General features: G+C 75.5%; 20 protein-coding genes and 1 riboswitch. Of the genes, 13 read left to right on the top strand and 7 right to left on the bottom strand.

All coding sequences use genetic code 11. The features are described from left to right. Positions 1-131: 131 nt before the first annotated feature. Both OOK41_RS10665 and OOK41_RS10660 read right to left on the bottom strand, forming a co-directional pair. Positions 132-1184 (bottom strand): extracellular solute-binding protein, encoded by a 1053-nt coding sequence (locus OOK41_RS10665; protein ID WP_266264273.1) that lies wholly within the window; start codon positions 1182-1184, stop codon positions 132-134. Between the two features lie 36 nt (positions 1185-1220). Further along, positions 1221-2384 carry an ROK family protein gene (locus OOK41_RS10660; RefSeq protein ID WP_266264272.1) on the bottom strand — a complete coding sequence of 388 codons (1164 nt, stop codon included), beginning with the start codon at positions 2382-2384 and terminating at the stop codon, positions 1221-1223. 414 nt (positions 2385-2798) lie between these two features. Here OOK41_RS10660 and OOK41_RS10655 point away from each other — a divergent pair, with 414 nt between their 5' ends. Beyond that, positions 2799-5492, top strand: coding sequence for a sugar-binding protein (locus OOK41_RS10655; protein WP_266264270.1), 2694 nt, complete (start codon positions 2799-2801; stop codon positions 5490-5492). 179 nt (positions 5493-5671) lie between these two features. On the opposite strand, the gene OOK41_RS10650 is transcribed toward OOK41_RS10655, so the two are convergent. Together OOK41_RS10650 and OOK41_RS10645 are read right to left on the bottom strand one after the other, a co-directional pair. Beyond that, positions 5672-7408: a glycoside hydrolase family 3 protein gene (locus OOK41_RS10650; RefSeq protein WP_266264268.1), complete on the bottom strand. Its 1737-nt coding sequence runs from the start codon at positions 7406-7408 to the stop codon at positions 5672-5674. An 87-nt stretch (positions 7409-7495) separates the two neighbouring features. Continuing rightward, a complete protein-coding gene (locus OOK41_RS10645; protein ID WP_117671348.1) occupies positions 7496-7987 on the bottom strand; it encodes a DUF3145 domain-containing protein in 492 nt (163 codons plus the stop codon). Positions 7988-8407: 420 nt separating this feature from the next. Here OOK41_RS10645 and OOK41_RS10640 point away from each other — a divergent pair, with 420 nt between their 5' ends. The 5 genes from OOK41_RS10640 (at position 8408) to OOK41_RS10620 (ending at position 14646) form a co-directional block, all read left to right on the top strand. Beyond that, a complete protein-coding gene (locus OOK41_RS10640; protein ID WP_117671350.1) occupies positions 8408-8737 on the top strand; it encodes a hypothetical protein in 330 nt (109 codons plus the stop codon). Between the two features lie 279 nt (positions 8738-9016). Next, on the top strand, positions 9017-9940 hold the full coding sequence (locus tag OOK41_RS10635; protein WP_266264266.1) for an alpha/beta fold hydrolase: 924 nt from the start codon (positions 9017-9019) through the stop codon (positions 9938-9940). 204 nt (positions 9941-10144) lie between these two features. Then, positions 10145-12262: an AAA family ATPase gene (locus OOK41_RS10630; protein WP_266264264.1), complete on the top strand. Its 2118-nt coding sequence runs from the start codon at positions 10145-10147 to the stop codon at positions 12260-12262. A 106-nt stretch (positions 12263-12368) separates the two neighbouring features. After that, entirely contained in the window at positions 12369-13283 is a 915-nt protein-coding gene (locus OOK41_RS10625) for a cation diffusion facilitator family transporter (protein ID WP_266264262.1), read from the top strand. 153 nt (positions 13284-13436) lie between these two features. After that, positions 13437-13566: riboswitch (cyclic di-AMP (ydaO/yuaA leader) on the top strand. Between the two features lie 3 nt (positions 13567-13569). Next, positions 13570-14646, top strand: a complete 1077-nt coding sequence (locus tag OOK41_RS10620; RefSeq protein ID WP_266264261.1) for a hypothetical protein — start codon at positions 13570-13572, stop codon at positions 14644-14646. Positions 14647-14728: 82 nt separating this feature from the next. Here OOK41_RS10620 and OOK41_RS10615 read toward each other — a convergent pair whose 3' ends face one another. Next, the gene (locus tag OOK41_RS10615; RefSeq protein WP_117671358.1) at positions 14729-15199 is read right to left on the bottom strand and encodes an SRPBCC family protein; all 471 of its coding nucleotides are present in this window, start codon (positions 15197-15199) and stop codon (positions 14729-14731) included. Between the two features lie 96 nt (positions 15200-15295). Then, positions 15296-15658 carry an STAS domain-containing protein gene (locus OOK41_RS10610; RefSeq protein ID WP_117671360.1) on the bottom strand — a complete coding sequence of 121 codons (363 nt, stop codon included), beginning with the start codon at positions 15656-15658 and terminating at the stop codon, positions 15296-15298. 353 nt (positions 15659-16011) lie between these two features. Between OOK41_RS10610 and OOK41_RS10605 the strand changes: the two genes are divergently transcribed. The 4 genes from OOK41_RS10605 to OOK41_RS10590 all read left to right on the top strand — a co-directional run bounded on the left by OOK41_RS10605 (position 16012) and on the right by OOK41_RS10590 (position 18317). Next, positions 16012-16155: a hypothetical protein gene (locus tag OOK41_RS10605; protein WP_158229444.1), complete on the top strand. Its 144-nt coding sequence runs from the start codon at positions 16012-16014 to the stop codon at positions 16153-16155. Between the two features lie 155 nt (positions 16156-16310). Then, the gene (locus OOK41_RS10600) at positions 16311-16709 is read left to right on the top strand and encodes a hypothetical protein (RefSeq protein ID WP_117671362.1); all 399 of its coding nucleotides are present in this window, start codon (positions 16311-16313) and stop codon (positions 16707-16709) included. A 317-nt stretch (positions 16710-17026) separates the two neighbouring features. Next, positions 17027-17704, top strand: coding sequence for a BON domain-containing protein (locus OOK41_RS10595; protein ID WP_266264257.1), 678 nt, complete (start codon positions 17027-17029; stop codon positions 17702-17704). A gap of 64 nt (positions 17705-17768) precedes the next feature. Next, positions 17769-18317: a DsbA family protein gene (locus tag OOK41_RS10590; protein WP_117671366.1), complete on the top strand. Its 549-nt coding sequence runs from the start codon at positions 17769-17771 to the stop codon at positions 18315-18317. 24 nt (positions 18318-18341) lie between these two features. Here OOK41_RS10590 and OOK41_RS10585 read toward each other — a convergent pair whose 3' ends face one another. After that, on the bottom strand, positions 18342-21257 hold the full coding sequence (locus OOK41_RS10585; protein WP_266264254.1) for a LuxR C-terminal-related transcriptional regulator: 2916 nt from the start codon (positions 21255-21257) through the stop codon (positions 18342-18344). A gap of 101 nt (positions 21258-21358) precedes the next feature. Here OOK41_RS10585 and OOK41_RS10580 point away from each other — a divergent pair, with 101 nt between their 5' ends. The 3 genes from OOK41_RS10580 (at position 21359) to OOK41_RS10570 (ending at position 24263) form a co-directional block, all read left to right on the top strand. Next, on the top strand, positions 21359-21823 hold the full coding sequence (locus OOK41_RS10580) for a hypothetical protein (protein ID WP_266264252.1): 465 nt from the start codon (positions 21359-21361) through the stop codon (positions 21821-21823). Next, on the top strand, positions 21820-22995 hold the full coding sequence (locus OOK41_RS10575; RefSeq protein WP_117671372.1) for an alcohol dehydrogenase catalytic domain-containing protein: 1176 nt from the start codon (positions 21820-21822) through the stop codon (positions 22993-22995). The genes OOK41_RS10580 and OOK41_RS10575 overlap by 4 nt, the downstream gene beginning before the upstream one ends. Before the next feature lie 89 nt (positions 22996-23084). After that, a complete protein-coding gene (locus tag OOK41_RS10570; protein ID WP_266264249.1) occupies positions 23085-24263 on the top strand; it encodes a trans-acting enoyl reductase family protein in 1179 nt (392 codons plus the stop codon). Positions 24264-24311 lie beyond the last annotated feature (48 nt).

Raw genomic sequence — 24311 nt, 5'->3', positions numbered from 1 at the left:
GCGGAGACCGAAGGACGGCCACCCGACGCCTCCGGCGGGGAAGGGCTCCCCGCCGCACACCGTCTTCGGGCGCCCCGCGAGCGGGCGGCGCCGGGGGCGGACGGTTCCCGTCCGCCCCCGGCGCCCGCCGGTCAGCCCTTGTTCTTGATCTGGCTGTTCCAGTGGTTGATCCACTCGGTCTCGTTCTTGCCGATCACGTCCCAGTTGACGTCCAGCGGCTTGAGGTTGAGCTGGGCCAGCCACTCCGGCTTCTCGGCGATGTCCACGGCCGGGATCTGGAAGTAGTCCTTGGCCAGGTCGGCGCGCAGCTTGTCGTCGAAGAGGAACTCCATGAACTTCTGCGCGCCGGTGGAGTTGCCGCCCTTGACCGCGGCGATGCCGTCGACCAGCACCGGGGCGCCGGAGGCCGGCATCACGTAGCCGAACGGCATGTTCGACTGGTTGGCTTGGAGCAGCACGTCCTGGAGGTTCCAGGCGCTGAGCACGCCCTGCTGGCGGGAGAGCTTCAGGTACAGGTCGGCCGGGTTGGCCGCGTACGAGCCGGTGTTGGCGTCGAGCTTCTTCAGCCAGTCGTAGCCGGGCTGCGGGTTGCTGCCGTCCGGGGACTGCCGCGTGATCATCGCGGCGTAGATCGACCGCATGGTGCCGGATGCGGCCACGTCCCGAATGACGATCTTGTCCTTCCACTCCGGCTTCAGCAGGTCGTCCCAGTCCTTCGGGGCCTGCTCCGGGGTGAGCGCCTTGTTGTTGTACATGATGACCTCGGGCAGCAGGATCTCCCCGAACCAGCGGCCCTGGGCGTCCTTGTACTTGGCATCCATCTTGCCGGCGAACGCCGGCTGCCAGCCGGTCAGCAGATCCTCGGACGCGCCGGCGGAGAGCCCCTGCTGGGTGCCGCCCCACCAGACGTCGGCCTGCGGGTTGGCCTTCTCCGCCCGGACCCGCTCCAGGATCTCCTGCGCGCCCAGGTTGAGGATCTCGACCTTGCCCTTGTACTCGGGGTACTTCGCGGTGAACTGGTCCACCACGAAGGTCGAGACCTTCTTGTCGCGGGCCGTGTAGATGGTGAGCTTCTCGGCGCTCGCGCTGCCGGTCTTGTCGTCGTCACCGCCGCCGCTGCCGCAGGCGGTGCCGGCGGCGAGGACGGTGGCGAGCGCACCGGCGAGGAGAAGACGACGTCTCATGGGGTACCTCCGAGGGGATAAGGGGAAACTCGTGGGTCAGGGGCTGGGTAGCAGGTTCGGCAGGCCGGCCGCGGCGGCGGAAAGCGCGTAGCTGACCGCGCCGTGTAGCACGGCCCGGTCGCCGAGCACCGCGCGGCGGACCTCGGTGGCGCTCGGCGCGGCGGCGGCGACCAGTAACTGGAGCCGGGCGACGGCCGGGTCGTCGAGCTGGGCGGCGGCCCCGCTGAGCAGCACCCGGCCGGGGTCGACGACGCAGACGCAGGAGACGATCAGCCGGGACCAGGCGGTCAACACCTCGTCCAGGTACGTGGCGGCCCGCTCGTCGGCGCGGGCCAGCTCGGCCAGGGCGGCCACCGGCGCGTCCGGCCGGCGCCCGGGGGCCAGGGCCACCATCCGCTCGGCGATAGCGTTCTCCGACCAGCGGGCCTCGAACGGGCCGATCCCGTCGTGGCCCCGGTCAGCCGGGTCCAGCGGCAGGAAACCGACCTCGCCGGCGGCCCCGCCCGCGCCCCGGCGGACCTGGCCGTCGAGCACCAGACCGGCGCCGATGCCGTCGGCGACGTGCAGCAGCAGCAGGTCGGCGACGTCGCTGCCGGCGCCGACCGCGTGCTCGCCGGCCGCCATCAGGTTGACGTCGTTGTCCACCACCACCGGCACCCCGAGGTGCCGCTGTACCGACTCCCCTATCGGCCGGCCCTCGACGAGGCCGACCGAGGGGGCCAGCCGGACCGCCCCGCCGGAGGAGACGCCGGGCGCGGCGATGGCCACCCCGCGCAGCGCCGGCAGGCCGTCGCCGGCCAGCTCGGGCACCGAGCGGCAGATGGTGTCGATGATGTCGCCGGTGAGCCGGACGGCCCGGTGGGCGACCACCGTGCCGTCGCTGTCGGCGATCTCGCAGCTGATCCGGGACGGCTCCAGCGAGACGGCGGCGACCAGCTCGGCGCGCGGGTTGAACTCCAGCATCGCCCGGGGGCGGCCGGAACGGGATGTTCCGGGCCCCCGCTCGATGAGGTATCCCTCGGCGATCAGCTCGCGCACGAGCGGGGTGAGCGTGGCGGGGCTCAGGCCGGTGAGCTCGGTCAGCTCGGCGCGGGAGAGCAGCCGAACCTGGCGGGCGGTGGAGATCACGGATAACCGCTTGATCTCCTTCGACCGCTCCCGGCTCACCGGGCTCGTTGGTGGCGTCACCACGTCAGTCACACTTCCTTCCTACGGCGAACGAACTATGGAGTCAAGTAACGAAACCGTCTCGGGTTTCGACGAACCCCTCCGCCATCAGGGGAAACGTCCCCCTTTGGCACCGCAGTCGGGTTGGGCGCATACGGCCACGCCGGCACTGACGGGGGCAGTCCGGGCGCACTTTATTTCTTTCGCAAAGAAAGAAAGACCTTGCAAAGCTTGACTGGCCGCCGCGCCGGTCCTTAGCGTCACCGGGCGAAGGCCTTCCAGTGTGTACGGATCACCGTGCCGCTGCTGTACCCGGTGACCCCTGCGCCCATCGGCGCCCACCGGCCCGTCCCACCCACTCGCCGTCCGATCACGACTCCCGCGTCGACGCACCGCGTCCGACGACGGTGGTCGCTGCCCGGACCTCGTGGTTCCGGAAGGATCTGCATGCGTATCAAGGCGTTCCTGCTACCCACGGCGCTCGCCCTGGCCCTGTCCGGGGTGCCCGCCGCCGCTCTCGCCTCCCCCGCCGGCGGCCCCGCCGCCGACACCGTCGACCTGGACGTCCTCTTCGTCAGCGCCCACCCCGACGACGAGGCGGGCAGCCTCGCCACCCTCGGCCAGTGGAAGGAGAACCACCGCGCCAAGGCCGGCGTCGTCACCATCACCCGGGGCGAGGGCGGCGGCAACGCCGTCGGCCTCGAGGAGGGCCCGCCGCTCGGCATCATCCGGGAGCGCGAGGAGCGCACCGCGATCGGCAAGGCCGGCGTGGAGAACCTCTACAACCTCGACCGGGTCGACTTCTGGTACACCGCCTCCGCTCCGCTGTCCGAGCAGATCTGGGGGCACGACGACACCCTGGCGCAGATCGTCCGGGTGATCCGGCAGACCCGGCCCGAGATCATCATGACGATGAACCCGTCGCCGACCCCGGGCAACCACGGCAACCACCAGCAGGCCGCCCGGTTCGCCGCCGAGGCGTTCCAGGCCGCCGCCGACCCGGCCGCGTTCCCGGAGCAGATCAGCAAGGAGAAGCTGAAGCCGTTCCGGGCGGCGAAGTTCCTGCGCAGCGGGGGCACCGGCACCTCGGCCGCCGGGCCGCAGTGCGCCACCAGCTTCGTTCCCACCGTCCCGACCGACCAGGTCTTCGGCGTCTGGGAGGGCACCCGGAGCAGCACCGGCAAGACCTGGGCCGAGATCGAGGTCGACGCCCGCCGGGAGTACGTCACCCAGGGCTGGGCCGGCACCGCCGCCGCCCCCACCGACCCGGCGAACATGCGCTGCGACTTCTACACCCTGATCGACAGCCGCGTCCCGTACGACCCGGCGGACACCTCCCCCGAGGCGATCCTGCGCGGCTCCGTGCTGCCGAACGCGGCCGGCGGCCTGCCCAAGGGCACCGAGCTGTACCTCACCACCGACCGGTTCGACCTCGCCCCCGGCGAGACCGTCGAGGTCACCGCGCACGTGCGAGCGCCCCGGGACCGGGCACTGGCCGCGCCGCGGATCGACCTGCGGCTGCCGCAGGGCTGGACCGCCAAGGGCGCCGGGACGCTGAACAGCGCCGTACCGGCCGGCAAGGAGCGGACCAGGAAGTTCACGGTCACCGTGCCGGCGAACAGCGACACCAACCAGCAGCAGCTCATCGGCGCGACCCTGACCACCCGCCAGGGCGTCGGCCGCACCGACCGGGCCGTCCGGGTCGTCGCCGACGTGCGCGGCACCCTGGAGCCGCTGGAGGAGGTCGGGGTGTTCCGGCAGTGGGCCGGCGAGGGCGGGTACCCGCAGCTCGACACCCTGATCAAGCCGGTGCTCACCGTCGGCTCCGGCCAGAGCCGGTCGGTCCGGATCGACCTGCGCAACCACGGCAAGGCCGCCCAGAGCGGCACCGTCACCCTCGGCCTGCCCGCCGGCTTCACCGCCGACGCCACGACGAAGAGCTACGCCGACCTGGCCCCCGACGCGACCGGGGCGGTCACCTTCACCGTCACCGCCGACGCCAGCCTGCCGACCGCCAATGAGGGCGGCACGGGCGGCGACTACGGCATCACCATCACCACCACCAGCGCCGCCGGCAGCACCGTCGAGACCGGCGCCCTGGAGATCGTGCCGACCACCGAGGTGCCGCAGGCCGGTCACGACCACGCCGTCGACGGCGTGGCCTCCCCCGGCGAGTACCCCGGCGCGGAGCTGGACCTCTCCCGGATCTGGGAGGGTCAGGCCACCACCCCGCAGGACGCCTCGGCGAAGGGCCGCATCGCCTGGACCGCCGACGCGCTGAAGGTGTACGTGCAGGTCACCGACGACGTGCTCGGCACGAAGGTGGTGCCGCAGGACTGCAAGCGGCAGCGCCGCACCGACAGCGTGGAGATCATCGTCGACCCGAAGGGGAACTCGGCGGACACCTCCACCGTGTTCAAGGCCGGCATCTTCCCGATCACCGACGACCCGGCCAACGGCAACCCGCCGTGCTGGCAGCGCGACGCCGACAACCGGCAGGGCCCGGGTGCCACGACCGCGCCGGGGATGACGGTGGTCAGCAAGGTCACCAGCCCGTACACCGGCTACACCATCGAGGCGAGCATCCCGTTCGCGGTGCTGCCCGACGCGGTGGACCCGGCCCGGATGGGCTTCAACGTGCTGGTCTACGACTCGGACACCCAGGACCTCAGCTCCCAGTCCCGGCTGGGCTGGTCCACCTTCACCGGCGTCCGGGCCGACCCGTACCGCTACGGCCTGGCCACCCTGCCCGGTTACACCCCGGCGCAGCAGCAGCCCAGCACCCCGGTGTTCCCGGACACCTCCGCGCGCAGCGTGCACAGCCCGCAGACCATCGCCCAGTCGGCGGTGGACGGGGTGGCCCCGGCCGCCGTTGCCAAGCTGCCCGAGAAGGCACTGCGGCTGACCGACCAGCGCCGGGTGGCCGGCGGGGTGCTGGTCACCCTGCGGGCCGACCGGGCCGGCACGGCGTACCTGTACGCCTGGGACGGCACCAACGCCCTCGGTGACAAGACGGTCGAGCTGACCGCCGGCCGCCCGGTGACCGTCGTGGTCCCGGTCGCCTCGGGCCGCTCCAAGGCCCTGCTGGCCGCGTTCGAGTCGAACGGCTCGGCCCTGGCCAGCCAGCTCCCCCTGAGCTGACGCACCGATCGGGGCCTGTCGGCGACGCGTTGCGTCGCCGACAGGCCCCGCCCCGTCCGCGCAGCCGCCCCGCCCCGCCCCCGCGCAAATTCACGGAAAGAGTGGCCTTCCGGCGCCCCATGACCACAAATTCCCAGAATTTGCGCGGGCGGCGTGGGGGTGGGTGGGTGGGGTGGGGGTCAGGTGTCGCAGGTGGTGGGGGGTAGGCCGGAGACCGGGACCGGGGAGCGGCCGGTCGGGCGCGCCTTGCCGGCCAGCACGTTCGCCAGGGCGGTCATCGACGCCCGGCCGGAGGAGTACGTGGCCAGCAGGGTCGGCGACTTCGCCTTCGCCAGCAGGTACGGGGTGTCCATCGCCACGGTCACCGCGGCGTCGCCGCTGAGGTCGGCCGCGCCGTCGCCGTACCCGACGAGGTGCACCCGCGTGCCGCCGCTCGGGACCACCCGCACCCCGGCGGTGGTGAGCGCCTCGGTCAGCAGGGCGCGGGTCTTCTCCCGCCCGCCGGAGGAGGTGACGGTGACCGGGCCGCGCACCCCGGTCGCGCAGGAGCCGCGCAGCACGGTCACCGCGCCGGCCGCGAGCGCTTCCGCGGCCCTACGGTGCTCGGGGCTGTTCAGCGTGGACATCGCCGGGGCGGGCGTTCCGGCCAGGGTGAACTTCATGGTCAGCACCCGGGTCACCGCCTCGACCAGCCGGGCCCGGGGCAGCGAGCCGTCGCGCAGCGCGGCGAGCAGCCCGTCGTACGCCTGGGTGACGTTCGGGGGCATCAGGATCAGGTCGTTGCCGGCCTTGAGCGCCCGCACCGCCGCCTCCCCCGGCGCCCAGCGCTTGGCCGGCGGCATGTTCATCCCGTCGGTGACCACCACGCCCTTGAACCCGAGCTGGCCGCGCAGCACGTCGGTGAGGACCTTGCGCGAGAAGGTGGCCGGGGTGCCCGGGTCGATGGCGGTGACGTCGAGGTGGGCGGACATCACCGCGAGGGCGCCGGCGTCGATCCCGGCGCTGAACGGCGGGAACGCGGTGCCGTCGAGCACCTTGCGGCTCTGGGTGATCACCGGGACGTCCTTGTGCGAGTCGGTGGCGCTCAGGCCGTGACCCGGGAAGTGCTTCACGCTGGCCGCCACCCCGGCGCTCTGCAACCCCCTGACCGCGCCCGCGACCTGCGCCGAGGCCCGCTTCGGGTCGGCGCCGAAGGACCGGGAGCCGATCACCGTGCTGCGGGTGGCGAGCACGTCGGCGACCGGGGCGAAGTCCATGTTGATCCCCATCGCGGCCAGCTCGGCGCCGGCGGCCCGCCAGGCCGCCTCGGTCAGCGCCGGGTCGCCGGCCGCACCGGCGGCCATCGGGCTGGGCAGCAGCGTGACGCCGTCGGTGATCCGGGTGACCACGCCGTACTCCTGGTCGGTGCCGACCAGGAAGGGCGCGGCACCGGCGGGTAGCTTCCCGGCGGCCTCGCGCAGGCCGGTGGTCAGCTCGCGGACCTGATTCGGATTGTCGACGTTGGTGGTGGCCTGGTTGCCGGAGGTCGGGTCGTCGGCGCTGAAGCCGACCAGGATCACCCCGCCCAGCCGGTACTTCGCGACCATCTCCGCCGGGGTGGCCACCCCGGCGAGGGCCCGGTTGCCGGCGGCGGAGCCGGCCGAGACATTCGCCGCCGAGCTGCCGTACGCGTACGGCATCAGCACCTGGCCGACCAGGTCCTCGTCGGCGAGGGCGCCGACCAGGGCGGCGGCCCGGGCGGCCGGGTCGGCGGCGGTCGGGCCACCGGACGCGGTCGGGCCGACAGCGGCGGCCGTGCTGGCCGACGGCGTGGGACGGGGCCGGTCCGGCTCCCCCGAGCACCCGGTGACGAGCACTGCGGTCAGGGCGGCGAGCGCGACGCCGGCAGTTCGCGGGGTAATCGACACGCGGACCATCCCACCAGTTCCCCCCTTATCGGGGCAACCTGACCTCGTCGAACGCGGCGTGCCGCAACCTCTACTGGGACGCGCGGCGGGCGCGGTTCAGCCGACCCGGGTGAGCAGGGTCACCGGCGCGCCGTCGCCGGCATACCGGTAGGGCTCCAGCTCGGCGTCCCAGGCGGTGCCGAGCGCCTTGTCGAGGGCGTGCGCCAGGGCCTCCGGGGCCCGGGCGGCGGCCATGATGGCGCGCAGCCGGTCCTCACCGAGCTGGATGTCGCCGGCCGCGCCGACGGTGGCCCGGAACAGTCCCCGGCCCGGTACGTACATGAAACGCTCGCCGTCGACGCCCGCGCTCGGTTCCTCGGTCACCTCGAAACGGATCATGGGCCACTGCCGGAGGGCAGCAGCCAGTTCGGCGCCCGTCCCCGGGCGACCGGTCCACCCGCACTCGGCGCGGCGGGCGCCGGGGTCGACGGGCTGAGCCGTCCACTGCAGGTTGACCGGCGCGGCGAGGACGCGCGCGATCGCCCACTCGACGTGTGAGCACACGGCGAGCGGGGTCGAGTGGACGTATACGACGCCACGCGTTGGCACGGTGACCTCCCGGAGAGCGAGGTGCGTCTTCCCCTACGACCTCGACCACCCGAGTGGTTGTTGGAACACATGATGACTGGTGTGACGGATGGTGCGCCAGAGAATCGGAGAATTCGCCGGAGCGGGCACCCGGATCCACCCGTCCGGGACGGGCCGGCGGCCGGGACGGGCCGGTGAGACGGGCAGACCGGCGGGCGGGGCAGACCGGCGGGCGGGCGCGTCGGGCCAGCGGAATGCCGGGCCGGTGTCCGTGGTTGTGCCCTCGGACAGGCACGGTGACCAGCCAGGCATCGCGGTCGTGTACAGTTCTCTCGGCGGCTTGTGCCGCGCACAACTTCGGCGGGCCGATGCTCATTCGGGCGTCACCCGTCACAGCCCCCGGACGTTACCGTCCTCCCGTACGTCTCAAGGAGTACCTCCGTGGCGAGCAACACCTCTAAGACCGCGCGCGCGTCAGTCCGGGCCGGCCAGGCAGGCCAGGGTGGCGCCCTCAGCGTGCTGGGCGAGTTCAAGTACGTCATCCCGCTCAACGGCGGCAAGCACGCCTACGTGCGCAACCTGACCAACGGCAAGACCGCGCACCTGCGCACCGACTCCGAGGCGTTCGTCGAGGAGATCCGGGTGCTGGCCGCCGCCGGCCACGCCGCCAAGATCCGGGCCGAGCTGAACACCCTCGCGGCCACCCACCCGGACCACGGCTGGGATGCCACCGAGAAGCGCCTCGCCGAGGCCGGCGTCTTCGGCGGCTGACCCCGCCCACCGCGACACCAGGAACCGCCCGTCGGGTCACCCCGGCGGGCGGTTCGTCGTCTCCACCCGCCGCCCGCCAGGGGCGTCAGGGCGTCACCTCCCCGCCCCGCCGCAGGCGTCCCGCCCGCCCACCGCTGGCCCGGCCTCCCGCCCACCGCAGGCGTAGGCCGGGATCCCTGCTTCCCCCGGTGAGGGTTGGCGTGGTGTCATGGCGGGTAGCCGGTGTCACCACCGGGTCACCCGGTGGTGAAGTTCTCGCGACGGCCCGGGGAGGCGGCGATGCCGGAGCAGACCGAGGTACGGCTTGCCGACGACGTGCGGCTGCACGTCGAGGTGTCCGGGCCGGCGGACGCCGAGGTCACCGCGATCCTGCTGCACGGCTGGACGCTGGACGGGCGGAGTTGGCACCGGCAGCTCGCCGGGATCCACGAACGGTTCGGCGGCCGGATCCGGGTGGTGACCTACGACGCCCGGGGGCACGGCCGGTCGAGCTGCATGGCGCTGCGCACCGCCACCCTGGCCCAGCTCGGCGACGACCTGGTCGCCGTGCTCGACGCCGTCGCCCCGACCGGGCCGGTGGTGCTGGTCGGGCACTCGATGGGCGGCATGACGATCATGGAGTACGCGCACCACCACCCCGGGCACTTCGCCGCCCGCACGGCCGGGCTGGTCTTCGTCTCGACCACGGCCGAGGGGCACACCCACACCGTCTACGGCCTCGGCCCGCGCGTCGCCCGGCTGATCCGGCTGGCCGAGACCACCGGGGCCGGGGTGCTGGCCCGGTGCGGCGCGTGGCGCCCACCCCGGGCGCTGCTGCGGGCCCTGCGGCCCAGCATCCGCTGGATGCTCTTCGGCGACCGCTGCGAGCCCACCGACATCCGGCTGGTCACCTCGGCGGTGGCCCGCGCCTCGCTGCGCTCGATCGGCGGCTTCCGGGCCTCGATCGGGACGCAGCACCGGCTGGACACTCTCGCCGCGCTGGCCCACCTCCCGGCGGCGGCGCTGGTCGGCGACCGGGACCGGCTCACCCCGCCGCCGTGCGCCGAGTCGATCGCCGCGGCGCTGCCGGCGACGGAGCTGACCGTCTGCCCGGGTGCCGGGCACATGCTGATGATGGAGCGGCCGGACCAGGTGAACGCGGCCGTGACCGGCGTGCTGCACCGGGTCCTGGCGGACGCCCCGCACGCCGTCTCCCCGGCCTGACCGGGGCGCGCGGCGTCGAACGCGGCCACACCGATGTCGCCCCCTCGACGCGGGGGCTGACCGGCGGTCCGGGACGTGGGCTGGATCGCGGTGGCGGCATGGCCCCGCGTCCCGGTCGGCCGGTGGCCGTACCCTCTCCGGTTAGCCCGGCGCGCGGCCCGCGCCCCGGCGCGGCCGTCCGCCGCCGTCTGCGAGGAGCTGTGCGTGACCGACCGGACCACCCTGGAGCAGGAGATCGCCGTCGAGCAGCGGCATCTCGACCGGGTGTACGCCCGCCTCGCCGAACTGCGCCGCTCGGCCGCCCAGGCCGAGAAGGACGGCTACCGGCTGGCCCGGGTGGGCAACTTCGGCGCGTTGGTCGAGCGGGACGCGATGGTCTTCCACGCCGCCCAGCGCCGGCACCTGCTCGACGCCGAGCACGAGGGGCTGGTCTTCGGCCGGCTGGACCTGCTCGACCGGCAGGTGCTGCACGTCGGCCGGCTCGGGGTGCGCGGCGAGGACGCCGAGACCATGGTGGTGGACTGGCGGGCCCCGGCCGCCGCCGCGTTCTACCAGGCCACCCCGGCGCAGCCGCTGGGCGTGGTGCGCCGGCGCACCATCGGGTCCTCGCGCGAGCGGGTGACCCGGATCGAGGACGACCTGCTGGACCCGGCGGCGGCCCCGCCGGAGATGGCGGTGGTGGGCGACGGGGCGCTGCTGGCCACCCTGTCCCGGGCCACCGGCCGGGGCATGCGGGACATCGTCGCCACCATCCAGCGGGAGCAGGACGAGGCGATCCGCTCCCCCGGCTCCGGGGTGACGATCGTCGCCGGCGGCCCGGGGACGGGCAAGACGGCGGTCGCCCTGCACCGGGCGGCGTACCTGCTCTACTCCGACCGCAGCCGGTACGCCGGCGGCGGCATCCTGGTGGTCGGCCCGTCGGCGGTGTTCGTGGAGTACATCGCCTCGGTGCTGCCGTCGCTGGGCGAGGAGACCGCGACGCTGCACTCGCTCGGCTCGCTGTTCCCGGGGATGAGCGCGACCCGCACCGACCCGCCCGACGTGGCGGCGGTGAAGGGGTCGCTGCGGATGCGGCGGGTGCTGGAGCGCGCGGCCCGGGACGCGGTCCCGGGCGGGCCGGGCGAGCTGCGCCTGCTCTACCGGGGCGCACTGCTCCGGCTGGACCGCCGGGAGCTGGACGGCATCCGGGAGCGGGCGCTGCCCCGGGGGGCCCGCCGCAACGAGGTGCGCCGGGCCGGCTTCGACGGGGTGTTCGCCGCGCTGTGGGCGCAGGCCCGGCGGCTGAACCTCGGGCGGCTGCCGGAACAGCGCGCGTTCGAGGACGAGATCGCCGAGCGGCCCGAGTTCCGCGAGTTCCTCAAGGCGTGGTGGCCCCGGCTGCACCCCCGGCACGTGCTGGGCTGGCTGGCCCGCCCGGACCGGCTGCACCGCTATGCCGGGGGGATCCTGTCCCGGTCGGAGATCGGTTTGCTGGCCGAGGCGTACCGGACGCTGGACGCCGAAGGGCTGACGATCGCCGACATCGCCCTGCTGGACGAGCTGGACGCGCTGCTGGGCAAGCCGGTGCGGCCGAGGAAGCCGAAGCGGGACCCGTTCCAGCTCGCCGGGGGCGTGCGCGAGCTGAGCACGCACGCCGACCGGCAGCGGGCGGCCCGGGAGGCGGCCCGGCAGCGCCCCGAGGACTACCGCGAGTACGCGCACGTGGTGGTCGACGAGGCGCAGGACGTCTCGCCGATGCAGTGGCGGATGATCGGCCGGCGCGGCCGGCTGGCGTCCTGGACGGTGGTGGGCGACCCGGCGCAGACCGCGTGGACCGGCCAGGAGGAGGAGCTGACCCGGGCCCGGGACCAGGCGCTGGGCCGGCGGCGCCGGCACCAGTTCGAGCTGACCACCAACTACCGCAACTCGGCGGAGATCTTCGCGGTGGCGGCGGCGGAGATCCGCCGGCTCTACCCGGACCTCGCGCTGCCCAGGGCGGTGCGGTCCACCGGCGTGCAGCCGGTCGCGCTGACCGTGCCGCCGGCCGAGCTGGAACGGGCCACCGTCGCGGCGGTCGCCGCGCTGCTCGGCGAGGTGGCGGGGACGGTCGGGGTGATCACGCCGGTGCCGCGCCGCGACGAGGTCGCCGGCTGGCTCGCCGGCCTGGCCGCGCCGCGCCTCCAGGTGGTGACCAGCCTCCAGGCCAAGGGCATGGAGTACGACGGGGTCGCGCTGGTCGCCCCGGCCGAGATCCGGGCCGACCCGGGCTCCGGCGTGCGGACGCTGTACGTGGCGCTGTCCCGGGCCACCCAGCGGCTGACCACGATCGACCCGACCGGCTGACCGGCTGACCGTCCCGTCACCGGTCGGACGTCCGACCTTTACTTGCATACATAGCGATGTGAGCATACATTGGGCCGGGTCGGGATCGGGGACGGAGGGTGTGGGCGTGGGCGCAGGTCATGACCATCACGGCGCGGTGGCGAACGCCGCGGACCGCCACTCGGGGCGGCTCTGGGCGGCCTTCGCGCTGCTCACCGCGCTGATGATCGTCGAAGCGGTGGCCGCGTTCGGCACCGGCTCGCTGGCGCTGCTCTCCGACGCCGGGCACATGTTCACCGACGTGCTCGGCATCGGCATGGCACTGGCCGCGATCACCGCCACCCGGCGGGCCACCGCCGCCCCCCAGCGCACCTTCGGGCTCTACCGGCTGGAGGTGCTCGCCGCGCTCGGCAACGCCGTCCTGCTCAGCGGCGTCGCGGTCTACGTCCTCGTCGAGGCGGTCCGCCGGTTCGGCAATCCGCCCGAGGTGACCACGGGCCCGATGCTCGTGGTGGCGACGCTGGGCCTGCTCGCCAACGTGGTCGCGTTCGCGCTGCTGCGCAGCGGGGCGAAGGAGAGCATCAACCTGCGCGGGGCGTACCTGGAGGTGCTGGGCGACCTGCTCGGGTCGGTCGGCGTGATCAGCGCCGCGGCGCTGATCACCGTCACCGACTGGTGGTGGGCGGACCCGGTGGTGGCCGTCGCGATCGGCGTGTTCATCCTGCCCCGCACCTGGCGGCTCGGGCGGGCCGCGGTGCGCATCCTGGTGCAGGCCGCGCCGGAGCACCTCCAGGTGACCGCGGTACACGACCGGCTGGCGGCGGTGCCCGGCGTGGTCGAGGTGCACGACCTGCACGTCTGGACGCTGACCTCCGGCATGGAGGTCGCCTCGGCCCACCTGACCATGGCACCGGACGCCGAGGTGGGCGCGGTGCTGACCGCGGCCCGCACCGCCCTGCACGAGGACTTCCACATCGAGCACGCCACGTTGCAGGTGGAGCCCGAGGCGTCGGCGGGCCCCTGCGGGCCGACCGGCTGGTGATACCCACACCCATCAATCAGGTGGTGTATTGTGCCTGTATGCCGGTTTTGGAAGCATTGGCCTGCGCACCGTCCGTCACGGACGCAGCGCGAGCCCCATCCGCACCGGTAGGCTCTGATCCGGTCTCCGCCGGGCGGCGCCCTCCGGCGCCTGCGGTGGCCGCCGCCTAATCGCCTCCTGGCGAGCCGGGGAACCATGTTCGTGGGGTGCATCCGCCTGAGCGGTAGGGATCTTCCGTCCCGAACCCGTCAGCTAACCCGGTCGGCGGCTGACGGAAGGACTGCGTATGCCAGTAGTGGCACCTGAACGAAGGACCGCCGCCCGGATGGCGGCGATGCTGGTGCTGACGCTCGCCGTCGGCCTCGGGCTCGGGCCGGTGGCCCCGGCCGGTGCGGCCCCGCCCACCGGCCTGCGCGCCGCCGCGCCCGGCCAGGACGAGGAGGGCGGCACGCCGGCCCTGCGCGCCCAGCTCGAAGCGGCCAGCAAGGGCTACCTGGACGCCAAGAGCGCCCTGGCCCGCTCGGTCAAGCGGCAGCAGCAGCTCGGCGGCCAGCTCAAGACCGTCGAGGCGGAGCTGATCGTGCGCGGCGCCAAGGTCGACGAGATCGCCGGGGTGGCGTACAAGTCGGGCCGGCTCAGCCCGGTGTCCGCGCTGCTCAACAGCACCAGCCCGGCTGGCTTCCTGGACCGGGTGGCCGCGCTGGACGCGGTCGCCACCAACGAGGACCGGGCGCTGCGCGACCTGCTGGAGAGCCGGGACCAGGCCACCCGGACCCGGCTGGCCCTCGACGGGGAGATCCGCGAGCAGCGCAAACAGGTCACGGTGATGGCCAAGCGCAAGGCACAGGCCGAGCAGGCCCTGACCGTGGCCAACGAGAAGGCCAGCGCCAGCGCCAGCGGCGGCGGGGCCAACCGGGGCACCTCCAGCGCGAACGCCACCCCCGCGAAGCGCAACCCCGACGGGTCCTGGCCGTCGGAGTCGTGCAGCGTGAACGACCCGACCCCGGCCAACGGCTGCATCACCCCGCGAACGCTGCACGCGCTCCAGCAGGCCAAGTCGGCCGGCTTCACCCGGTACGTCTCCTGCTACCGGCCCAGCGGCTCCGGGGAGCATCCCAAGGGGCGGGCCTGCGACTTCGCCGCCCAGAAGGGCGGCTTCGGCGGGGTGGCCTCCGGCGGGGACCGCACCTACGGCAACAACCTGGCGGCGTACTTCATTCGCAACGCGGACAACCTCGCCGTGCTGTACGTGATCTGGTTCAAGCAGATCTGGCTGCCCAGCAGCGGCTGGAAGGCGTACAGCGGGGGCAACGGGGACCCGTCCAGCGACCACACCAACCACGTGCACCTGTCGGTGTACTGACCGCGCGTCCGGTGGTCCGCCGCCCGGCGGGCCACCGGACGCCACGTCACTGGGCGCACCCGGTCGTCGCCGGCCGCGCCGCTCAGGTCGGCTGAGCCGGGCCGTCCCCGGCACGGTCCAGCACCTCGCCCAGCCTCCGGGCCAGCCCGAGGTGCGCCGATCGGGCCTGCTGGAAGGCGTACCGGAACAGCAGCGCCGGGGCGGCGAGGGTGATCTCCACGTCGATCCGGACCACCCCGCCCGGCTCGTCGCGAAGCCGGGTGCGGTTGCGCACGATGGTCGCCGGCCGCTGCCGGGCCACCGTGACGACCTCGTCGTCGGTGACGACCAGCACGTCCGCCTGGTACGTCACGGGGAAGCGCAGCGGCCCGGCGGCGAGCCGGTCGGTGATGGCGTAACTGGCCCGGGCGCCCGGCCGGGGCGGCAGCCGGCGTACCCGCGTGATCAGCGGATGCAGCTCGCCCTGCCGGGCCGGGTCGCCCAGCAGCGCCACCGCCTCGGCCCGGGGGCAGCGGGCCTGGACCGAGTACTGGAAGCTGTCTCGCCGGAGCACGCCCCGATCGTCCCCCACCCGGCTCCCGGAGGGAAGGACCACTGCCCGGCCCACGTCGAACCCGGCAGGGGTCGGCGAGGACCGGGTGGGCGGCCGTCAGGCGCCCGGCAGCACCTCGGGGGTGGCGGTGCCGGCGTAGTAGGGCTCCGGTGCACCGAACAGACCGAGCAGCCCGGTCACCCAGAGCTGGCGGTGCACGAACCGGCTCGGCTCGGTGACGACCAGCTTCACGCCGCTGACCTCAGCGGTCTGGAAGCCGGCCACCATCGCGCTGATGCCGACGGAGTCGATGAAGGTGACGAGACGCATGTTGAGCTCGACGCGGGCGGGACGCCCCTTGGCGAGCACCTCTGCGATGGCTTCGCGCACCTCGTACGCGGTGTCGACGTCGATCTCACCGCGCGGGGCGATCTCGATGACACCACCCGGCAGAACCGACTTCACGATCGACAGGCTCACGCGAGCACCTCCACTCGCCCGTTCACGGGCGCCTCATCAGTACGCGGGCCGCGACCGAGAGTATTCCTCCGACGGCCTCGGTCGCCACCCCTCGGGATGAGCAATTCATGGATAAGGGCGCAGCGAGCCCGCCCTTATCCGGACTTTTCAGATCCTGTTCTACAAACGATCGGCCTGGGGCCGATGTCGCCGACCCAGGGTAACGGTGACCCCCGGCCTTCGCGCGCACATTGTGCGCCGGGCGCGCCCCGCCACAGGAGCGGGTGAGAGACGTCACCCCGGCGACCCCCCGCCGTTGCCCGCCCCGCCTACGATCGGCGGCGTCCGTCACCCGTACCACGGAAGGACCGCTCATGATCCGGAGACTGGCCGGCCTCGCCGGCGTCGGCGCGTTGCTCGCTCTCATGCTGGCCTGCGGCTTCGGCGGCGCGGGCGACGACGACGATGACGACGATGACGACTTCGCCCGCGGCGCGGCGGTGGTGTCCGTCCGCTGACCATCGCCGCCGGGTTTGCGGCCGGACCCGGCGGGGCACTGCCCCCCGGGTGGGCGGACCGCCGGACCACGCCGGTGGGCGGGGCTGCCCGAGCCCTGCCCCAGCCGAGAGTCCGAAGTAGCCGCAAGCTTCGGCACCCCGAGGAGGTAAGCACGATGTTCGGAACCGAGCTGCTGGAACGCCGCAGCAAGCCCGAGCGGATCGCGGACCAGGCGTGGCAGCACCTGGTCTCCGCCGTCAGCTCCGCCGGGGACAGCGTCCGGGACACCGCCCGGTCGGCCCGCCGCAGCGGTTCGGGCCTCGCCGACGACGCCGGTGACCTGGTCGGCTCCGCCGCCGAGGAGGCCCGCCGCCGGGCGGTGCTGGCCTTCGACTCGCTCGCCGGCCGCCGCCCGGCCCTGCCGTGGGCGCTGCTGATCGGCGCCGCGCTGGTCGGCGCGGCGGTCGGCTGGGCCGCCGGATCGGCCGCGCGGGCCGCCGGCGGCCGGGACGCCGACGACATCGAGTTCGTCGACGTCGACCGGCCCGACTCCCCCGTCGGCCTCGACGGCTGACCCGCCCGGCCCCCGAGGCCCGGCGGCGCGGCGGGACACCGCCGCGCCGCCGGGCCGCCGGGCCGAGCCGCACGGACCCCGGAACCCGGAACCGGGCCGGCCCCCGGGTGGGTGCCGGCCCGTGACCTCTCCCCCGGGCGAGCTTGGAAGCGCTCCCAACCAAATCGCCGGGCCGCCACCAGCCCGAGACGGCCGGGCGCGGGAGCCCCTCACCCGACCGGGGTGGGTCCGGTTCACCCGCCGCGGCGGCAGGATCGGCCCTGGCGGGCGTACGCGCCGCCGCCGACCGACCGTCGACACCCCGGGAGGATGCAGCGATGGCCACCGCGACGACCACCCGTACCGACCAGGACATCCAGTCCGACGTGCTGGACGAGCTGACCTGGGAGCCGCGGGTCCAGCCGCACGAGATCGGCGTGACCGTCACCGCGGGTGTGGTCACCCTGACCGGCTGGGTGGACAGCTACGCGAAGAAGTGGGTGGCCGAACGCGCCGCCCACCGGGTCGCCCGGGTCCGGGCGGTCGCCAACGACCTCACCGTGCGGCTGCCCGGCTCGGCCGAGCGCACCGACGCCGAGCTGGCCACCGCCGTGGGGCGGGCGCTGGAATGGGACGCCTTCGTGCCGGTCGAGCAACTGGAGGTGACCGTCGCCGACGGGTGGGTCACCCTGCACGGCGAGGTGGAGTGGGAGTACCAGCGCCGGGCCGTGGAACGCGTCGTCGGCCGGCTGACCGGCGTACGCGGGCTGAGCAACGGGGTCACCGTGCGGCCGACTATCCGGCCGGACACCGACAACCTCGCCGACCGGATCGTCGACGCGCTGGCCCGCGCCGCGGCGGTCGACGGCGAGCAGGTGACCGTGCGGGTGCGCGGCGACGCCGTGCTGCTGGAGGGCACGGTGCACTCGGTGCCGGAACGCGAGGCGGTGGAGCGGACGGTCTGGTCCGCGCCCGGCGTCCACGAGGTGCACAACCACCTCACGGTCCTGCGCTGACCCGGCGGGAACCACCCCGGCCGGGTGAGCCGGCCTCACCCGGCCGTGGGCGAGCGTGGGAGTCATGACCACGCCGTTGCAGGTGACCGCCCGGCTGCGGGTGCCGGTGACCGGGACCGACCATGTCCGGGGGCCGGCGGACGCCCCGGTGACCATCGTCGAGTACGGCGACTTCCAGTGCGGGCACTGCGGCGCGACGTACCCGAACCTCGCCGAGCTGCTGCGCCAGCGGGCCGACGTGGTCCGGCTGGTCTACCGACACTTCCCGATCACCAACATCCACCCGTACGCCGAGAGCGCCGCCGAGGTCGCCGAGGCGGCCGGGCGGCGGGACCGGTTCTGGGAGATGCACGACTGGCTGTACGAGCACCAGGACCAGCTCGACCCGGTGCACCTGGCGCTCGGCGTGGAGCAGCTCGGGCTGCCCGCCGACGAGGTGGGCGGCGAGGTGGAGCGGCACGCGCACGCCGACCGGGTCCGTCGGGACTTCGTCGGGGGCATCCGCAGCGGGGTGAACGGCAGCCCGACGCTGTTCCTCAACGACGTCCGGTACGAGGGCGGGCACGCCCTGCCCGAGCTGCTCGCCGCCGTCGACCAGGCCGCCACCACCTGACCCCGGGCGGGGCCCGCCGGCGGCTCAGATCAGGTGCAGCTCCCGGGCCCGGCGGACCGCGTCCCGGCGGCGGGTGGCGTCCAGCTTGCGGTAGATGTTGCGCACATGGGTCTTGACCGTGTTGACCGACAGCGACAGCTCGCCGGCGATCTCCACGTTGGACAGGATGCTCTGTAGGTAGCGCAAAATCGTCAGCTCCCGCTCGGTGAGCGGCTCCTCCAGCGCCCGGCCCGGCTCCGGGCCCGGCTGACCGGCCGGCTCCCGCGCGACCCGGACCAGGTCGCTCACCGTCGGCCAGTGCGCCGTGCCGGAGTCCAGGTGGGCGGCGAGCAGGTCCCGCATCTCCGGCTCGGCGCGGGTGAAGGCCCGCCGGTACCCGTCCGGCCCGGCCAGCTCCAGGGCCCGTTCCAGGACCCGCCCCGCCCGCCGCGCGTCGCCCGCCCGCCGGGCCAGCACCGCGTCGAGCAGCGCCGCGTCGAGGCGCACCGGCGGCGGCCACGCCGCGGCGGCCGGGTCGTCCCAGTCCGGCAGGGCGTACCCGGCGGCGCGCGGGTCGCCGGCGCGCAGCTCGACCCGGGCCAACGCCACCGCCGGCGCCGCCCCGTCCGGGCCGGGCGGGGAGTCGGCGAGCAGACCCCGGGCGGTTCCCAGGTCACCGTGGCCGGCCCGCAGCCCCGCCTCGGCGGCCAGCAACCAGCCGGCGATCTCCCGCGCGCCGGCCGATCCCTGTCCCGCCGCGGGCAGGCGGTCCCGCGCCGCCACGAGCAGGCGCAGGCCGGCGGCCGGGTCACCCCGGTCACACAGCAGCTCCGCCCGGCACAGCGCGGCGAGCGCCGCGACCACCGGTTCCCCGGCGTCGCCGGGGTCGTCGCCGCCGGTGGCCGGGGCGGCCAGCGCCAGGTGCGCCGCCGCCTCGTCGGGCAGGTCCCGGTGCAGCGCCACCAGGGCCAGCGCCAGGTGACCGTGCGCGCAGTCGACCCGGCAGGACCAGCCCTGGCAGGCCGGTAGGGCCAACGCCTCCCGGGCGCTCCGTTCGGCCGCCCGCAGCTCGCCGAGGGCCGCGTGCAGCAGGGCCGACCGGCTCGCGCAGAGCAGCTCCGTGCGGGGCCGGTCGCCCTCCCGGGCCGCCGCCAGCGCCGGCCCGAACTCGGCCGCCGCGCCGCGCAGGTCGCCGGCGGAGAGCGCGACCAGGCCGAGGGCCGCGCCGGCCGTCGCCCGCACGTCGGCGTCGTCGGCCGCGCCGGTGCGCGGGTCGTCCGCCGACCCCTCGGGGGTACGCGTGGCGAGCAGCCGGTGCGCCGCCCGGCGTACCTCCTCGTGGTCGCCGGCCAGCCGGGCCAGGGTGACCTCCAGCGCGGTGGCCAGCCGGCGGAACCGGTCCCGGCGCGGCACGGGCAGCGACCGGGCGTGCCCGGCGGCCCGCCGGAGCTGCGCGGCGGCGGCGGCCGGGTCGCCGGCGTGGGCCCGCTCGGCGGCGGCGGCGAGCCCCAGCTCCGGGTCCCGCCGGACCGACTCCTCCGGCGGCGCGGCCGGCGACGGCCCGCCCGCGCCCTCCCGGTCGTACGGGACCAGCTCCGGCCAGCGGGTGACCAGCAGATCGGTGGCCCGGTCCCAGTGGCCGGCGGCGAGGTCGTGCCGCAGCGCCTCGGCGGGACGCCCGTGCCCGGCGTACCAGCCGGCCGCCCGCAGGTGCAGCTCGCGCCGCTCCTCGGCGGGCAGCCCGGCCAGCTCGGCCCGGAGCAGGTCGGCCAGCAGCGGGTGGCAGCGGTACCAGGGCGGCCAGTTGTCGTCGCTGCGCACGAACCCGCCGGTCGCGGCCAGCGCGGCGAGCACCGGCTCGGCGCCGGGGCGACCGGTCAGCGCGTCGACCAGGTCGGCGCGGAACGCCTCCGCCACCGCGCCGCGGCGCAGGCAGTCCCGGGCCGCCCCGTCGAGCGGGTCGAGCACCTCCTCACGCAGGTAGCCGGCGACGTCCGGCTGGTCCCCGCCGAACTGCTCCAGCCAGCGCACCGGGTCCGGCCGGTCCCGCACGGCCAGCGCGGCGAGCCGCAGCCCGGCCGCCCAGCCGCCGGTCCGCTCCCGCAGCCGGGGCACCGCCGACGCCGGAAGCCGCACGCCGTGCGCGGTGAGCAGGTCCGCCACCTCGTCGTCGGTGAAGGCCAGCTCGTCGGGCCCGACGGTGGTCAGCTCGCCGGCCAGGCGCAGGCGGTGCAGGCCCGGCGGTAGGTCGGTGCGCGCCCCGACCAGCAGGCGCAGCCGCTGCCCGGCGTGGCGGAGCAGGAACTCCAGCCCGGCCAGCGCCGCCGGGTCGGCGATCCGGTGCAGGTCGTCCAGGACGAGCAGCACCGGGCGCTCCCGGGCGGCGAGCGCGGCGGCCAGCAGTTCGAGCTGGTCCGGGCGGGGCGGCGCGGCGGGCGGGGGCGGTACGGGCGGGGGCGGCTGCGCCGGGTCGGGCCGCTGGTCCGCCGCGCCGCGCAGCGCCGCCGCCAGGTACGACCAGAGCCGCGCGCCCGTGTCGCCCGCCTCGACCGACACCCACGCCGGGGTCGGCTCGACCGTACGGGCCCAGGAGCCGAGCAGGGTGGTCTTGCCCCAGCCGGCCGGGCCGGAGACCAGGGTGACCGGTCCGGCCGTCCCCTCGTCCAGCCGGCGCAGCAGCCGGGGCCGGACCAGCACCGGCCCGGCCAGCGGGGCGGGGGCCAGCCGGGACGCCAGCAGCGGCGCCGACCCGCCCGCCGGAGGGCTCCCGGCGGCGGACCCCGGGACCGGGTACCCGGCGTCCGTCCCCGGCCCGGCGCCCGCTGCGGCCACGGTCCTGGCCTCCCAGTCGTCCTGCGGCATCCGGCCCCACCCCCACGGACGCGTCCACTTCCCCAGGTCGTGCGGCGGGCGGTTACCCGGCCCCGGCCGGTTCACCCCTTCGGGGGGAACCCGCTTCACCCGGCCGGCGGGCACCCTGGGGGCACGCGGGCGACCGGTCGCGCCCGACCGGGTGCCCGCCGGCCGACGGGGCCACCGACGACGAGGGGCGGGTGCGACGGATGGGACGCGGGACGCGGGGGGCGCGGGCGGTGGCCCGTACCGCCGGGGTGGTGGCGGCCGGCGCGGTGGCCGCGGTGACGGCGGCGCGGGCGCTGCGCGGGCCCGGGCGGGCGGGCCGGTGCCGCCCGGCGGACGTCACCGGCCGAGCGGGCCGCTGGCAGGTGGTGACCGTCGACCGGCCGCCGGAGCGGGTGCTGCCGGGCGGGCGGCGACCCGAGCCGCTGCGCCGCCTCGGCGACGGGGTGGAGGTGGCGCTGCGCCCGGCGCCCGGCGGGCGGGGCACCGAGTTGGCCGCCCGGTCGGCCGGCGGCGGGCCGCTCACCGGGCCGGCCGCCCACCTGGTCGGGGACGACCCCGGGCTGCTGATCCGGGAGACCCTGCGGCAGGTCAAGCAGCTCGCAGAGACCGGTGAGCTGCTCCGCCCGGACCGCTCCCCGCTGGACGGGCCGGTGGGGCCCGGATGAGGGCGCTCTGCTGGCTCGGCGCGGACGGCCTCGGGGTGCGCGAGGTGCCCGACCCGGAGCTGCGCAACTCCGCCGACGCGATCGTCCGGGTGCGGCGCAGCGCCACCTGCGGGGCGGACCTGCCGCTGCTCGGCGGCCGGGGGCCGAGCCTCGCCGTAGGCGACGTGCTCGGGCACGAGTTCCTCGGCGACGTGGTCGAGGTGGGCCCCGGGGTGCGCCGGCACCGGGTCGGCGACCGGGTGGTGGTCTGCGCCGCCGTGGCCTGCGGAGGCTGCTGGTACTGCCGGCAGGGCCTCTACGCCTGCTGCGACAACGGCAGCACCGGGGCGGCCGTGGCCGAGCAGGCGTGGGGCCAGCCCACCGGCGGCTGCTACGGCCAGCCCCGCTCGGCCGGTGGCTTCGCCGGCAGTCACGCCGAGTACGTCCGGGTGCCGTACGCCGACGTCGGGGCGTTCGCCGTGCCCGACCCGGTGGACGACGACCGGGCGGTCTTCGCGTCCGACGCGGTGCCGACCGGTTGGCTCGGCGCCGAGCTGGGCGAGGTGCGCCCCGGCGATGTGGTGGCGGTCTGGGGAGCCGGGGCGGTGGGCCAGATGACCGCGCGGGCCGCCCTGCTGCGCGGTGCGGCCCGGGTGGTGGTGATCGACCGGTACCCCGACCGGCTGCGGTCGGCCGAACGGCACGTCGGCGCGGAGACCCTCGACTACCAGGCCACCGACGTCGCGGCCGAGCTGCGCGAGCGCAGCGGCGGGCGGGGCCCGGACGTCTGCGTGGAGGCGGTCGGGATGGCCTGGGACGGCACCGGACCCCGGTCGCTGGCCGACCTGTTCGCCGCCGCCGGGCGGGGCGGCGCGGTCCCGGACCGGCCGATCGCGGTACGCGAGGCGGTGCACGCCTGCCGCAAGGGCGGCACGGTCGTCGTGCTCGGCACGTTCACCGGGTTCGTCGACACGTTCCCGCTCGGCGCGGTGATGCACAAGGCGCTGACCGTGCGCAGCGCCCGGCAGCACGGGCAGCGGTGGATCCCGATGCTGCTGGACCGGATGGCCCGGGGCGAGATCAGCACGGGGCACCTGGCCACCCACCGCCTTCCCCTGGAGCAGGGCGCGCACGGCTACGACCTGTTCCGCGAGCGCGCGGACGGCTGCCTGCGCGCGGTCTTCACGCCCTGAGCCCGCTGCCCGGGCCCGCTGCCCGAGCCGTTCCCCGAGCCGTTCCCTGAGGCCGGGCGGGGTTCCGGCCCGGGTGGGACACTCGCAGGATGCGTGAGGACCGGCCGTACGACGTCGTTCTGTTCGGGGCCACCGGGTTCACCGGGGGGCTCACCGCCGAGTACCTCGCCCGGCACGCGCCGGACGGGCTGCGCTGGGCGCTCGCCGGCCGCAACCCGGCGAAGCTGGCGGCCGTCCGGGACCGGTTGGCCGGCATCGACCCGGCGCTGGCCGGGCTGCCGCTGCTGACCGCCGACGTCACCGACCCGGGGTCGCTGCGCCGGGTCGCCGGGGACGCCCGGGTGGTGGCCAGCACGGTCGGGCCGTACGTGCACCACGGCGAGCCGCTGGTCGCCGCGTGCGCCGCGGCCGGCACCGACTACCTCGACATCACCGGCGAGCCGGAGTTCGTCGACACGATGTACGTGCGTCACCATGCCGAGGCGGTGCGCACCGGGGCCCGGCTGGTGCACGCCTGCGGCTTCGACTCCATCCCGCACGACCTGGGCGTCTGGTTCACCGTCAGGCAGCTTCCGGCGGACGCGCCGATCACCGTGGACGGGTTCGTCCGGGCCGGCGGGCGGTTCTCCGCCGGGACGTACCACTCGGCGCTCACCGCGTTCTCGCGTACCGCCGAGGCGGGCCGGGCGGCCCGGGAGCGCCGGGCTGTCGAGCCCCGGCCGCCGGGCCGCCGGGTCCGGGCGGTGCCCGGCCGGGTGGGCCGGTCGAAGGAGCTGGGCACCTGGGCCGTGCCGCTGCCGACCATCGACCCGCAGGTGGTCCGCCGGTCGGCGGCGGCCCGCCCGGAGTACGGCCCGGACTTCCGCTACCGGCACTTCGCCGCCGTGCGGCGGCTGCCGACGATCGTGCTCGGCGCGGCCGGGCTGGCTGGCCTGGTCGGGCTGGTGAAGCTCCCACCGACCCGGCGCTGGCTGCTCGGCCGGCTCACCTCCGGGCAGGGGCCGAGCCCGCAGCAGCGGGCGAAGTCCTGGTTCCGGGTGCGGTTCGTCGGCTCGGGCAGCGGCCGGCGGGTGCTCACCGAGGTCTCCGGCGGCGACCCCGGGTACGACGAGACCGCGAAGATGCTCGGCGAGTCCGCGCTCTGCCTGGCCCTGGACGAGGGTTTGCCGGCCGCCTCGGGCCAGGTGACCCCGGTGACCGCGATGGGCGACGCCCTGCTAGATCGGCTGCGGAACGCCGGCCTCACCTTCCGCACGATCGAGGCGTGACGAGCCCACCCGGCCCGGCCCAGGAGGGCCGAGGCGACGCCTGGCTTG

It is taken from the genome of Micromonospora sp. NBC_01655 (assembly GCF_026339755.1).
Lineage (GTDB): Bacteria > Actinomycetota > Actinomycetes > Mycobacteriales > Micromonosporaceae > Micromonospora.
The sequence above is the reverse complement of the archived record's forward strand: the minus strand, read 5'-3'. Positions and strand labels throughout refer to the sequence as shown.